Source organism: Arthrobacter sp. NPDC056691 (genome assembly GCF_042791415.1).
Classification (GTDB): domain Bacteria; phylum Actinomycetota; class Actinomycetes; order Actinomycetales; family Micrococcaceae; genus Arthrobacter.
In genome coordinates, this window is the sequence record NZ_JBHTXX010000019.1 from 86,689 (window position 1) to 99,523 (window position 12,835).

Annotated in this window: 12 protein-coding genes; 10 read left to right on the forward strand and 2 right to left on the reverse strand. The window is 66.0% G+C overall.

Annotated elements, in window-relative coordinates; all coding sequences use genetic code 11:
• Window positions 1–246 precede the first annotated feature (246 nt).
• Window positions 247–945: a TIGR03089 family protein gene (locus tag ACFRAU_RS15720; RefSeq protein WP_377995287.1), complete on the forward strand. Its 699-nt coding sequence runs from the start codon at window positions 247–249 to the stop codon at window positions 943–945.
• A 32-nt stretch (window positions 946–977) separates the two neighbouring features.
• Here the strand turns inward: ACFRAU_RS15720 and ACFRAU_RS15725 are convergent, their stop codons facing one another.
• Complete coding sequence (locus tag ACFRAU_RS15725; RefSeq protein WP_378000619.1) at window positions 978–1,544, reverse strand: GtrA family protein; 567 nt, start codon at window positions 1,542–1,544, stop codon at window positions 978–980.
• Window positions 1,545–1,740: 196 nt separating this feature from the next.
• Here ACFRAU_RS15725 and ACFRAU_RS15730 point away from each other — a divergent pair, with 196 nt between their 5' ends.
• The 6 genes from ACFRAU_RS15730 (at window position 1,741) to ACFRAU_RS15755 (ending at window position 8,503) form a co-directional block, all read left to right on the forward strand.
• The gene (locus ACFRAU_RS15730) at window positions 1,741–2,934 is read left to right on the forward strand and encodes a 5-(carboxyamino)imidazole ribonucleotide synthase (RefSeq protein ID WP_378000620.1); all 1,194 of its coding nucleotides are present in this window, start codon (window positions 1,741–1,743) and stop codon (window positions 2,932–2,934) included.
• On the forward strand, window positions 2,931–3,518 hold the full coding sequence (gene purE, locus ACFRAU_RS15735; protein ID WP_378000621.1) for a 5-(carboxyamino)imidazole ribonucleotide mutase: 588 nt from the start codon (window positions 2,931–2,933) through the stop codon (window positions 3,516–3,518). The genes ACFRAU_RS15730 and purE overlap by 4 nt, the downstream gene beginning before the upstream one ends.
• Before the next feature lie 9 nt (window positions 3,519–3,527).
• Entirely contained in the window at window positions 3,528–5,192 is a 1,665-nt protein-coding gene (locus tag ACFRAU_RS15740; RefSeq protein ID WP_377995291.1) for an LCP family protein, read from the forward strand.
• 31 nt (window positions 5,193–5,223) lie between these two features.
• The gene (gene manA, locus ACFRAU_RS15745; protein ID WP_378000622.1) at window positions 5,224–6,474 is read left to right on the forward strand and encodes a mannose-6-phosphate isomerase, class I; all 1,251 of its coding nucleotides are present in this window, start codon (window positions 5,224–5,226) and stop codon (window positions 6,472–6,474) included.
• A 6-nt stretch (window positions 6,475–6,480) separates the two neighbouring features.
• Window positions 6,481–7,434 (forward strand): lipid II:glycine glycyltransferase FemX, encoded by a 954-nt coding sequence (locus ACFRAU_RS15750; RefSeq protein ID WP_378000623.1) that lies wholly within the window; start codon window positions 6,481–6,483, stop codon window positions 7,432–7,434.
• A gap of 460 nt (window positions 7,435–7,894) precedes the next feature.
• Window positions 7,895–8,503: an endonuclease domain-containing protein gene (locus tag ACFRAU_RS15755; RefSeq protein WP_377995294.1), complete on the forward strand. Its 609-nt coding sequence runs from the start codon at window positions 7,895–7,897 to the stop codon at window positions 8,501–8,503.
• A gap of 104 nt (window positions 8,504–8,607) precedes the next feature.
• On the opposite strand, the gene glpX is transcribed toward ACFRAU_RS15755, so the two are convergent.
• The gene (gene glpX / locus ACFRAU_RS15760; protein ID WP_003797994.1) at window positions 8,608–9,645 is read right to left on the reverse strand and encodes a class II fructose-bisphosphatase; all 1,038 of its coding nucleotides are present in this window, start codon (window positions 9,643–9,645) and stop codon (window positions 8,608–8,610) included.
• Window positions 9,646–9,851: 206 nt separating this feature from the next.
• Between glpX and ACFRAU_RS15765 the strand changes: the two genes are divergently transcribed.
• From ACFRAU_RS15765 to ACFRAU_RS15775, 3 genes are all read left to right on the forward strand, one after another.
• Entirely contained in the window at window positions 9,852–10,520 is a 669-nt protein-coding gene (locus ACFRAU_RS15765) for a DUF4245 domain-containing protein (protein WP_378000624.1), read from the forward strand.
• A 9-nt stretch (window positions 10,521–10,529) separates the two neighbouring features.
• Entirely contained in the window at window positions 10,530–11,144 is a 615-nt protein-coding gene (locus ACFRAU_RS15770) for a carbonic anhydrase (RefSeq protein WP_378000625.1), read from the forward strand.
• Between the two features lie 87 nt (window positions 11,145–11,231).
• Complete coding sequence (locus ACFRAU_RS15775) at window positions 11,232–12,659, forward strand: class II fumarate hydratase (protein ID WP_377995296.1); 1,428 nt, start codon at window positions 11,232–11,234, stop codon at window positions 12,657–12,659.
• The last annotated feature ends 176 nt before the right edge of the window (window positions 12,660–12,835 follow it).

The window sequence follows — 12,835 nt, forward strand, 5'->3', positions numbered from 1 at the left end:
TAAGTAGGGGGAGTCAAGCCGCGACGGAATAATAATCAATCCCCCGGGCGATCGGCAGGTGCGCCACGCCCGGGAATTATTTTTCAGCAACGCGCGGCGGCCGTCCGGAATTTGACAGCAACCTTAGTATCCAGCCCGGCGCGACCGCAATTCCGCCAATTCTTTCGCGTTCCGGGAGAGTAAGGCAAACAACGTTACAAACTGTTGTGCCGGAGATCACGCCGGAAGGCGTGGCAAGATGAAGCCATGAACATCCCGGCCACTGACCTCATGACGGCCCTGCGCTCGGGCCACTCCACCTCGCCGCGCCTGACCTGGTACGGCCCCGACGCGGAGCGGGTGGAACTCTCCGGGCGCGTGCTGGACAACTGGGTCGCGAAGACCAGCAACCTGCTCCAGGACGAACTCGACGCCGAACCGGGAATGCGGCTGCGGCTTGACCTTCCTGCGCACTGGAAATCCATCATCTGGGCCCTTGCCGCCTGGCAGCTGGGCATGGAGGTGGTGCTCGGATCAGGTGAAGCGGACCTGCTCGCCACGTCCGAACCGGACGCGGCAGAGGACGGATTCGACGCCGTCGTTGCAGTTCCGCTGCCGGCCCTGGCAATGCGGTGGCCCGGCGACCTGCCCGCCGGAGTTCTCGACTACGCCGCGGAGGTCCGCTCACACGGCGACGTGTTCATGGCCCACAACGACCCCGATCCCGGAGCTCCTGCGGTCCGCAGCTCAGAGGGTGCGGCCGTCCGCCACGAAGCCCTCCTGGCGGAGTTTGCTGCCGGACACGAGCCGAGCGCGAGGCTCCTGGTGCGCGCGGCCGACGGCCTCGAGTCGGCGCTGGCCAACGCGCTTGGCGCGTGGAAAAGCGACGGTTCCGTGGTCCTGGTCCACGGCGACGTGGAGCTGACAGACAAGCTTCTCGCAGCGGAGCGCGTCCACGGCGACTGAGCCGCTGGCCGGGCATGGCCCCGGGGATGGGACTAGTTCGGCCAGACGGGCCGCTCGGGGTCCTCCACGTCCGGTTCCAGGACGCGCTCCGCCGGATGGGCGGAGTGGTGGTGGACCTCGATGATCTCGTGGTCGTGCGAGAACTCCGGCTCCTGGTCCAGTTCCTGGTTGAAAACGAGGAACCGGTACGCAAAGAAGCGGACGACCGTCGCAACCAGAATGCCCACCACGCCAGCGGCGAAGAGCATGTTCTTGTCCGTGACGCCCAGCGAATACTTCGCCAGGGCCGTAAACCCCGTGGAGATGCCGATGCCGATGCCGTTGATGAGGATGAACATCAGGAATTCACGCACCACGTTGGCCTGGCGGCGGTGCCGGAACGTCCACAGACGGTTGGCAATCCAGGAAAACACGGTGGCTACGGTGGCGCCCACAAAACGGGCCTTGGCCTCGCTGTCCGTCATGGGTCCGTGCATCAGGTAATAAGTCAGCCCGTTGTCAATGACAAATGCCACACCGCCCACGGCACCGAACTTCGCCACCTCGCGCCAGAAAAGCGAGGCGAGTCCCCGGATGCGCTCTGCAAGTGTGTTAATCATGACCCTCCGTGGCCGTCTGAATACTGGGGGCCGTTGGGCCAAGCTCCCATTTTAGCCCCGTTTCCCGGGAGTATCCTCAGAGCACCCCTGCCATGGACGGCACCATCCGCAGCCGACCCAATAAATTCGTGCGACTTGGGGAGCTTCACAGCCATTAAAGACGGCAACCGCGATCCTTTTCTGTAGGCTGGAAGATGTGACTTTTCCAGTAATCGGCGTGGTTGGCGGCGGCCAGCTTGCGCGCATGATGGCCCCCGCCGCCACCGCCTTGGGCTTTGAACTCCGTATTTTGGCCGAAGGCGAAGACGTATCCGCGGTCTCCGCGGTCCCCAACGCCCCCGTGGGCGACTACAAGGACCTCGCGGCCCTGATGGAATTCTCCAAGGGCCTGGACGTGATGACCTTTGATCACGAGCACGTCCCGGGTGACCACCTCTATGCCCTGATCGAGGCCGGGGTCAACGTCCAGCCCGGCCCGGACGCGCTGGTTAACGCCCAGGACAAGCTGGTCATGCGCGCCGCCATCGACCGCCTGGAACTGCCCAACCCCGAGTGGGCCGCAGTGGACGACGTCGCCGGCCTCGTCAGCTTCGGGGACCGGATCGGCTGGCCCGTGGTGCTGAAGACCCCGCGCGGCGGCTATGACGGAAAGGGCGTGCGCATCGTCGGCTCCCCCGAGGAAGCCGCGGAGACCGCCGACTGGTTCGAGTCCATGAGCCCGCTCCTCGCCGAGGCCAAGGTCGACTTCAGCCGTGAGCTCTCGGCACTCGTTGCCCGCACTCCGGACGGGGCGTCCCGCGCCTGGCCGGTGGTCCACACCATCCAGGTGGACGGCGTCTGCGACGAAGTGATCGCGCCGGCACAGAACATCTCCCTGGAGGTGGCTGCCGCCGCCGAGGAGGCTGCCCTCCGGATCGCGAACGAACTCGGCGTCACCGGCGTCATGGCCGTGGAGATGTTCGAGACGCCGGGCACCGGCGCCGGCTTCCTGATCAACGAACTGGCGATGCGCCCCCACAACACCGGGCACTGGACGCAGGATGGCTCCGTCACCAGCCAGTTCGAGCAGCACCTGCGGGCGGTCCTGAACCTGCCGCTCGGCGCCACGGACGTCCTGGGCCAGGTTGCCGTGATGAAGAACTTCCTGGGCGGCGACAACCAGGATCTTTTCTCCGCTTTCCCGGCCGCACTGGCCACAGAACCGGCCGCCAAGGTCCACTGCTACGGCAAGTCCGTGCGTCCCGGCCGGAAAATCGGCCACGTCAACCTGGTGGGCGCGTCCGCTGCGGACGTCGACTCCCTCCGCCAGCGCGCCACCGCTGTGGCAAACATCATCCGCGACGGCCGGCTGCCGGCCGCGGCAACAGGCACCACCGAGGAGACCCCATGAGCCCCGAATCCGCTGCAGCCACGGAAACCGGCGCCCCCTCCCCCCTCGTAGGCCTCGTCATGGGCTCGGACTCGGACTGGCCCGTCATGGAGGCGGCGGCCGACGCCCTGGCCGAGTTCGGCATTCCGTTCGAGGCGGATGTTGTCTCGGCCCACCGCATGCCCACCGAAATGATCCGCTACGGACAGACCGCCCACGAGCGCGGCCTCCGTGTCATCATTGCCGGCGCCGGCGGTGCCGCGCACCTTCCGGGCATGCTGGCGTCGGTCACTCCCCTGCCCGTGATCGGTGTGCCGGTCCCGCTCAAGACCCTGGACGGCATGGATTCCCTGCTCTCCATCGTGCAGATGCCCGCCGGGGTCCCGGTGGCCACGGTTTCCATCGCCGGGGCGCGGAACGCAGGCCTGCTCGCCGTCCGCATGCTGGCCTCGGGCACCGACGAGCTCGCTGCCCGTCTCCGCACGGAACTCCTGGACTTCGCCCAGGAACTCAACGACGTGGCGAGCCGGAAGGGCGCCAACCTCCGCCAGAAAGTCAACGAAGTCTTCTCCGACTCAAACGTGGCTCTCCGGAGCAGCCGATAGGGATCTGCCATGTCCAACACCGAACTGCCGTCCATGGGCCCACTGTCGGATCCCGTCCGCAACCCGTCGAGCGCTGCTGAACCTGTCCGGACCAAGCGCGCGTTCCTGCTGATCGTGCTCACGCTGCTGGTGCCCGGGAGCGCCCAGATCGTGGCCGGGGACCGCAAGCTTGGCCGGATCGCCCTGCGCGTCACACTCAGCGCCTGGCTGCTCGTGGTCCTTGCCCTGGTACTGCTGTTCACCAACCGGACCCTGCTGATCAACATCATCACCAATCCGGTTGCCTCGCTGCTCATCGTCCTGGTCCTTGCCGCGCTGGCAGTGGGCTGGCTGGTGCTGTTCGTCAACACCCTGCGTCTCATCCGGCCGGTGCTGCTGCCCACCAGGATGCGGCCCGCCGTCGTCATTGCGCTTGTCCTCGCCATGGTGGTGAGCAGCGGATCGCTGGGCTACGCGGCGTACCTGCTCAACGTCAGCCGGAATGCGATCGGCAGCATCTTCAACGCCAACGGCCCGGCCATCGACCCGGTGGACGGCCGCTACAACTTCCTCATGATGGGCGGCGACGCCGGTGCCGACCGGACCGGCCGCCGCCCGGACAGCCTGTCCGTGCTCAGCGTTGACGCCAAGTCCGGCCAGACGGCCATCATCTCCGTGCCGCGTAACCTGCAGAACGCCCAGTTCAGCGAGGGTTCGCCGATGCGGAAGGTCTATCCGGACGGCTACAACTGCGGCGACGAGTGCCTCATCAACGCCATCAACACCGAGGTCACGAACAAGCACAAGGACCTGTACCCCGGCGTCGCCGACCCAGGTGCACAGGCAACCCTGGAAGCAGTCTCGGGCACGCTCGGGATCAAGGTGCAGGCGTATGTGCTGGTGGACATGGACGGCTTCGCGAAGCTCATTGACGCGATGGGCGGCATCCGGATCAAGGCCGGCGGCTGGGTGCCCATCAGCGGCGACATGATCGACGAGGCCAACGGCATCCACGGCATGCCCCTGGGCTGGATTCCGGCCGGCGACCAGAAGCTGGACGGCTACCACGCCCTCTGGTACGGCCGGTCCCGGGAGTTCGTGGACGACTACGCCCGGATCCAGCGGCAGCAGTGCGTGCAGCAGGCCATGCTCAAACAGCTGGACCCGGCAACACTGCTGTCGAAATTCGAGGACATCGCCAACGCCGGCACCAAGGTGGTGGAGTCGAACATCTCCTCCAGCCAGCTCGGCAGCTTCGTGGACCTGGCCATGAAGGCCAAGGGCCAGGACGTCAAGAGGCTCACCATCGGTCCGCCGGATTTTGCGGCGTCCTTCTCCACGGTGCCCGACTTCGACCAGATCCATGACCGGGTCAGGAAACTGCTCGCTTCCGCCAGCTCCGAATCGTCGCCGGCCGCCGCCCCTGAGGGCACGGCGACCGAAGACACGCTGCTGCAGCCGCGTTCCGTGCCCGGCAGCGGGCTCTCCGCCGCAGGTGCCGGAGGTCCCCTGGCCGGACTTCCGGCCACCACCCCCTCACCGGCACCATCGTCGTCGTCGGACTTCACCCCGGTGACCACCACCCCTGAGGGGGAACCGATCACGGAAGCGATGCTGAACCAGTTCAAGCGCGAAGGCAACGAACAGGCCATCCGCGACCTTGTGGCCACGAACGGCCAGTGCGCACCGCTTTGAGCATTTACACCAAAAGAGGGGGACACGAGGCGTGTACCAGATAGATAATGTCCTGCGCCGGTATGCATGGGGATCGACGACGGCGATCGCCGGCCTGCTCGGCCGGCTGGCGTCCGGCGGTCCGGAAGCCGAGCTGTGGATCGGGGCCCATCCGGACTCGCCGTCGGTGGCCATCCGGCCGGACGGCACGACGACGCCGCTGGACGCACTGATCGGTGAGGACCCGGAACATTTCCTGGGCGCGGCTTCGGTGGCCGAGTTCGGTCCGCGGCTGCCGTTCCTGGCCAAGCTCCTCGCCGCGGCAAAGCCGCTGTCGCTGCAGGTGCACCCGAGCCTTGAGCAGGCCAGGGCCGGTTACGCCCGCGAAAACGCGGCCGGCATTGCGGCCGACGCGGCAAACCGAAATTACCGGGACGACAACCACAAGCCGGAAATGATTTTCGCTTTGACCCCGTTCGAGTCGCTGTGCGGTTTCCGTGCACCGGAGAGGTCCCGCGACATCTTCCTCCACCTGGCAGGCTGCCTTGAGCTTCCCGGGAACGGCGTGCCGCAGGTTCTGAAGGACGTCATCGAGGACCTCTCGCAGCCCGAGGAGGAGAAGGCGCTGAGGTCGGCGTTCGAACGGCTGATCGCAGGCGGCGAGGCAGTCAGCGAAGCGACGGCCCGGGTGGTCGACGTGCTGGCCTCCGGCGCACCCATGGCTCCCTACCAGCTGGAACTGTCCACGGTACTGAGCCTCAACAGCGAATACCCCGGAGATCCCGGCGTGCTGATCTCCCTGCTGCTCAACCGGCTGTCCCTGCAACCCGGCGAGGCCGCCTACCTTCCGGCCGGCAAAGTCCACGCCTACCTGCATGGCCTCGGCGTCGAGGTGATGGCGTCCTCGGACAACGTGCTCCGCGGCGGATTGACACCCAAGTTCATCGACATTCCCGAACTGCTGGACACCATCGTCTTCGAGTCGGTGGGCTTCCCCATGCTACGGCCGGAGACATCCGAATTCGGACAGGAACTGTACTTCCCGCCCTTCCGCGAGTTCCAGCTTCAGCGCATCGAACTGAAGCCGGACGGCGAGCCTGTTCCGCTGGCGCAGTCGGGCGCCGCGGTGGTCATCGTGGTCGCCGGTTCCGTGATCCTTGACTCCCCGAAGGGCGACCTGCAGCTGGAGCACGGCGCAAGTGCCTTCCTGCCGGCCGCCGAAGCGCCCGTGAACGTCCATCCCGTGGCCGGGGCGTCGGAGAATGCCGTGGCGTTCGCCGTGACCACCTCGACAAAGGCCTGACCCGCTGTGGAGTATTTCCTGCAAACGAAAGCCTGGGAGGACTTCCAGAAGTCGCTGGGCCGCCACGTGCACCGGCAATCCGGTCCCGGCTGGAGCTTCCTGGCCATCGAGGAGAAGAACCCCGCGGGCAAGGTCCTGTATGCGCCCTACGGTCCTGTCGCCGAGTCGGTTGAGGCCTTCGACGCCGCGCTGGCAGCCCTCCGCGGGCTGGCCAGGTCCTGCGGTGCCGTGTTTATCCGGATCGAACCGGTGGGCCTCGATCCTGAGAGTGGGCCCGGGATCCTGCGGAACCGTGGGCTGCAGCCGGCCCCGGTGAACCAGCAGCCCGAACTCAGCTGGATCGTGGACCTGGACCGGGATTTCAAGGAAGTCCTGGCGGAGATGAAGCCGGTCAACCGCAACCTGTACCGGAACATCCATAAAAAGGGCGTCACGTTCCGCACCACACAGGATCCCGACGACATCCGGGTGCTCCTGAACTTCCTGCACATGACGGCACGGCGGAACGGCTTCAAACCGCAAAGCGACGAGTACCTGACGCAGGTGGCCCAGTCCCTCATGCCGGCGGGCGCAGCAACCCTGTTCATCGCCGATCTGCACGGCGGCCCGGTGGCGGCAGCGCTGGCCTACGATTCGGCCGACACCCGGACCTACGCCCACGCGGCCATGGATGACACGCACCGCAAGCTCAGCGCGGGCATTCCCCTCCTGGTGACGCTCATGGCCGATGCCCGGGAGAAGGGCCTGAAGCACGTGGACCTGTGGGGGGTGGCCCCGTCCGACCAGCCCGACCACAAGTGGGCAGGGTTCACCGCATTCAAGAAGTCGTTCGGCGGGCGTGAAATCGCCTACCCGGGCACGTGGGACCTGCCCGTCAACCGCCCCCGGTACGCGGCCTACCAGGTGGCCCGCAAACTCCGCGACGGCATCAAGGCCCTCATCAAGCGTCTCACCCCCTGAGCGCGAACGAACACTTAAGCCCCGCCCGCCGGAGATTCCCGGGCCCCAAGTGTACGTTCGCGCTCCATGCGGGGATTGCACCTGTGGATAACGTTCAACGTGCCCTTGGGCCGGTGCAAACTGAAGCATGGGTCTCTCGCCGCTTCCGTCTGACTTGCTCGGAGGATCATTCACTTCATCCGACGCCGCTGCGTCCGGGGTGTCCCGGCGGCGCCAACGCAAACCTGACGTAGCCATTCCCTCACGCGGGATCCGCGTTCCACTGCAGGGGGATGCGACAACTCCGGCGAATTTGCGCGCCTACACTGCGCTCGATGACTCGTCAACTCTCACCCATCACTCCGGCGCCCGCATCTGGGAGTTTGGTCTTCCTGGCTGGATGCAGGAGGACTGGAGGATACATGTTGCGCGTGACCGAAACGGAAGTCAGCCGCGGCGGCGAAACGTGGTCGGTCACCGGATGACGTTCAAACCCGGCGAGGTAGTCACGCACGCCGGCGTCCGGGTTACCTCGGCTGCCAGGACGTGGCTCGATCTCGCCGGCCTTCTCAGTGTTGACGAGCTAATCGCCGCAGGAGACTCGGCGGTAGTTGCCCACGGGCCTGAATTTCCGAAGCCAAGGACCCCGCTGGCCACGATCGATGACCTGCGGCGAATGGTTGCCTCGCATCCTGGCATGCGCGGCATGAAAACCGCACGCTTGGCGCTCCCCGAGATCCGCGTCGGATCGGATTCGCCGCAGGAAACCAGGATGCGGCTGATTCTGGCCCGCACGAAGCTTGGAGAACCGGTCCTGAACTATGTCATCCACAACAGCTGGGGGCAGGCAGCGGTATGGCCGGACGCCGCCTATCCGGAACACCGGCTGGCGCTGCAATACGATGGCGGGCACCATTCGTTTCCGGACCAGGCTGCGCGCGACAGGAGGCGGAAGGAGACCACCGAACGCCTCGGCTGGACGGAACTGAGGATCTTCAAAGATGACCTCGACGGCGATAAGCCGTTTGTCCTCGAAAAAATCAGGGCAACGATTCTGGGTCAGCAGCGTCGCCGGGCGTCGGGAACCTGAACGTCGGCTGACTCGCAAACAATCGCGAATGAACACACTTGAGCCCCGGATCCGTGACGGATTCGGGGCTCAAGTGTTCGTTCGCGCTGGAGGAAAGCGGAGGGCTAGCTCTTGCGGGCGTAGCCTTCCCACTTGCTGGCCTGGTGCTCGCCGTCCACGAAGCGGATGGTGCCGGACTTGGAGCGCATGACGATCGACTGCGTCAGGACCTTTTCCTTGTTGTACCGGACGCCGCGGAGCAGGTCGCCGTCGGTGATGCCGGTGGCGGCGAAGTAGCAGTTGTCGCTGGTGACGAGGTCGTTGGTGGACAGGACCCGCTCGAGGTCGTGGCCGGCGTCGATCGCCTTCTGCTTCTCGTCGTCGCTGGTGGGCCACAGCCGGCCCTGGATCACGCCGCCCAGGGACTTGATGGCGCAGGCGGCCACGATGCCTTCCGGGGTTCCGCCAATACCCATCAGGGCGTCCACGCCGGTGCCCGAACGGGCAGCCGCGATGGCTCCGGCGACGTCGCCGTCCATGATGAACTTGGTGCGCGCGCCGGCTTCCCGGATCTCCTCGACCAGCGGGCGATGGCGGTCACGGTCCAGGATCATGACGTTGAGCTGGTTGACCTTCACGCCCTTGGCCTTGGCGATCAGGTGCAGGTTCTGCTTGACGGGCAACCGCAGGTCAACCATGTCGGCGGCCTCAGGACCGGTGACCAGCTTCTCCATGTAGAACACGGCGGAGGGGTCGAACATAGAGCCGCGCTCGGCGACGGCCAGGACGGCGAGGGCGTTGTTGATGCCCAGTGCGGTCAGGCGGGTACCGTCGATGGGGTCCACGGCGACGTCGCACTCGGGACCGGTGCCGTCACCAACCTGTTCGCCGTTGAACAGCATCGGGGCCTCGTCCTTTTCGCCTTCACCGATGACCACGACGCCGTTGAAGTGGACGGTCTGAAGGAACGAACGCATCGCGTCGACGGCGGCGCCGTCCGCCTTGTTCTTGTCGCCGAAGCCAACCCAGTGGCCACCGGCGATCGCCGCGGCCTCGGTGACGCGGACAAGTTCAAGAGCGAGGTTGCGGTCCGGCTCGTCAATGCCGACGGCGAGCGACGGGGAAAGCGTTGAGTACTTCTGGGTAATGGACGCTGGTGACACGTGAACCTCTTCTTCGAGTGGCGATCATTGAACCCGCGAGGCCTGAGTCGACCATCGCGGTGATTCCTCTGTAACTGATCATAGTCGCCGCCGCAGGGCCCCGGGCGGCGGATTACCCCGGCCCGTAACGGACGGCGGGCCTCACCGCCGCCGGCTTCGAATGTGAGTTCGGACCCCGCATGCGCGACTATAGAAGAGTGAGTGATATGCAGGACCAGTCCGCCCCCTCGAGCCGCGTGCAGGCTCCCGCCCCCTCCCCCTCCGCGGCGGGCCAGCCCGTCAGGCCCGTAATCCCCGCGGCTGCCGCCAAACGGGCCAATGCCTCGGTGATCGGCATGATCATCGCCCTGCTGGTCAGCGTCGCGGCGTTCCTGCCGATCGTCCTGATGAATCCGTCCCCGAAGTCGGACGGCTTCCGGCCCAACATCGACGTCAGTGCCGTAGCCGGGAACGCCGCAGGTGTGGCGGGATTCACACCGGTGGCCCCCGCGCCGGGCGACACATTCCATCCGAATTACGCCCGGTGGGCTGCGGCCTCGGGCACGGGCGTCGCGGCCTGGGAGGTGGGGTACGTGACCCCGAAGGAAAAATTCATCGGCCTGACGCAGACCAGCAAGGCCAATCCCACCTGGCTCCTGCAGCAGACAAGGAACGCCCCCGTCACCGGCACGCGCAACGCCGGCGGCAAGGAGTGGGAACTGCACGACACGGGCAAGGGCGAGAAGAGCATGGTGCTCGCCTACCGCGGCACCACCGTGGTCCTGGCGGGCGACGCCAACCTGGAGGAATTCGCGGTCTTGGCAGCCGCCGTCGTCAAATCCTTGGAAAGTAACCCTGCTGTCATTGTTTCCCCCTCGGCGGGCCCCACACCGTAAGGTGGGGCCGTGACGACATACCTGACTCCTGCCCTGGCCTGGCGCCGTCTGCGCGAAGGCAACGAACGCTTCGTAACCGGCGAATCCTCGCACCCGAACCAGGATGCCTCGCGGCGGTCCTCGCTCGTGGAGAACCAGCATCCTTTCGCAGTGATCTTCGGCTGCTCGGACTCACGGCTCGCCGCTGAAATCATCTTCGACGTCGGACTCGGTGACGTTTTCGTCGTCCGGACCGCCGGCCAGGTCATCGACGACGCCGTCCTCGGCTCGCTCGAGTACAGCATCGGCGTGCTGGGCGTCCCGCTGATCGTGGTGCTCGGCCACGACAGCTGCGGAGCGGTCAGCGCCACGAAGGCCGCCGTCGAAACCGGCCAGATGCCGGTCGGCTTCATCCGCGACCTCGTGGAGCGCATCACGCCGTCGGTCCTCACCTCCCTGCGGAACGAGCAGACTGAGGTCAACGACATGGTGGTGGAGCACGTCAAACAGACCTCACAGCGCCTGGTGGACAGCTCGCGTGTGATTTCGGACGCAATCGAGTCCGGCCGGGCCGCGGTCATCGGGCTCTCCTACAGCCTCGGCGAGGGCCATGCGGAGCTTGTTTCCGGAATCGGCGACCTCTAAAAACCTTCCGAAAGCGCCCGGGCGGGCCGCCTGTAGCAAGCCGTTCACGGTTTTCGATGCGGCGCCCGGGCGTCCTAAGCTAGCCCCATGACTTCCACTGAAGAGTTCCGCATTGAACATGACACGATGGGCGAAGTCCGCGTCCCCGTGAACGCCCTGTACCGCGCGCAGACGCAACGTGCAGTCGAGAACTTCCCGATCTCCGGAAAAACCCTGGAACGTGCGCACATCGAGGCGCTGGCCCGGGTCAAGAAGGCCGCTGCCCAGGCCAACGCTGAACTGGGTGTGCTCGACGGCGAGCTGGCCAAGGCGATCGCGGACGCTGCCGACGAGGTGGCGGCGGGCAAGTACGACGGCGACTTCCCCATCGACGTTTTCCAGACCGGCTCCGGCACGTCCTCGAACATGAACACCAACGAGGTCCTCGCCGAACTGGCTTCGCGCGCCCTCAAGGCTGCCGGCAGCGACAAGGTGGTCCACCCCAACGACCACGTTAACGCCTCCCAGTCCTCCAACGACGTCTTCCCCACCTCCGTCCACGTTGCGGCCACCTCGGCCCTGATCAACGACCTCATTCCGGCCCTCGGCTACCTGGCCGAATCGCTGGAGCGCAAGGCCGTTGAGTTCAAGGACGTCGTCAAGTCCGGCCGCACGCACCTCATGGACGCCACCCCGGTCACTCTGGGCCAGGAATTCGGCGGCTACGCCGCGCAGGTCCGCTACGGCATCGAGCGCATCAACGCTTCCCTCCCCCGCGTGGCTGAAGTTCCGCTCGGCGGCACCGCCGTGGGCACCGGCATCAACACCCCCGCCGGTTTCCCGGAGCGCGTCATCGAACTGCTCGCCACGGACACCGGCCTGCCGCTGACCGAGGCCCGCGACCACTTCGAGGCACAGGCCAACCGCGACGGCCTCATCGAAGCCTCCAGCCAGCTGCGCAACATCGCGATCTCCTTCATGAAGATCAACAACGACCTGCGCTGGATGGGCTCCGGCCCCAACACCGGCCTCGGCGAAATCGCCATCCCGGACCTGCAGCCGGGCTCCTCGATCATGCCCGGCAAGGTCAACCCGGTCATCTGCGAGGCGTCCATCATGGTCTGCGCCCAGGTCATCGGCAACGACACCGCCATCGCCTGGTCCGGCACCAACGGCGCCTTCGAGCTGAACGTCGGCATCCCGGTCATGGCCGCCAACCTGCTCGAGTCCGTGCGCCTGCTGGCCAACACCAGCCGCGTCATGGCCGACAAGATGATCGACGGCATCACTGCCAACGTCGAGCGCGCCCGCTTCCTCGCCGAGGCCTCGCCGTCCATCGTCACCCCGCTGAACAAGTACATCGGCTACGAAAACGCCGCCAAGATCGCCAAGACCGCCGTGGCCGAGGGCCTCACAGTCCGCCAGGCAACCGAGAAGCTCGGCTTCGTCGGTGAAGGCGAAGGCAAGGTTTCCGAAGCCGATCTCGACAAGGCATTGGATGTCACCACCATGACGGCCCCGGCCCACAAGGCATAACTTCCAAAAAGTACGACGGCGGCCGCCCACCTTCTGCGCGAAGGCGGGCGGCCGTCGTCGTTCTTTTCGTTCCGCTCCCCTTGGAGTTTTTGTCCAGATACGCAGGTTGTCAAGCTGTGTGGAGTCACTGGGCTGGTTGTTTGGTTGTTTCGGGTAGGTTGATTCCGGCGTGGCTG

Bases quoted from the DNA above. Each gene is read 5' to 3' on its own strand.
- purE (WP_378000621.1), top strand. From the start codon at position 2,931: ATGAGCCCCGAATCCGCTGCAGCCACGGAAACCGGCGCCCCCTCCCCC.
- ACFRAU_RS15720 (WP_377995287.1), top strand. From the start codon at position 247: ATGAACATCCCGGCCACTGACCTCATGACGGCCCTGCGCTCGGGCCAC.
- ACFRAU_RS15775 (WP_377995296.1), top strand. From the start codon at position 11,232: ATGACTTCCACTGAAGAGTTCCGCATTGAACATGACACGATGGGCGAA.
- ACFRAU_RS15740 (WP_377995291.1), top strand. From the start codon at position 3,528: ATGTCCAACACCGAACTGCCGTCCATGGGCCCACTGTCGGATCCCGTC.
- ACFRAU_RS15725 (WP_378000619.1), bottom strand. From the start codon at position 1,544: ATGATTAACACACTTGCAGAGCGCATCCGGGGACTCGCCTCGCTTTTC.
- ACFRAU_RS15765 (WP_378000624.1), top strand. From the start codon at position 9,852: ATGCAGGACCAGTCCGCCCCCTCGAGCCGCGTGCAGGCTCCCGCCCCC.
- ACFRAU_RS15755 (WP_377995294.1), top strand. From the start codon at position 7,895: ATGACGTTCAAACCCGGCGAGGTAGTCACGCACGCCGGCGTCCGGGTT.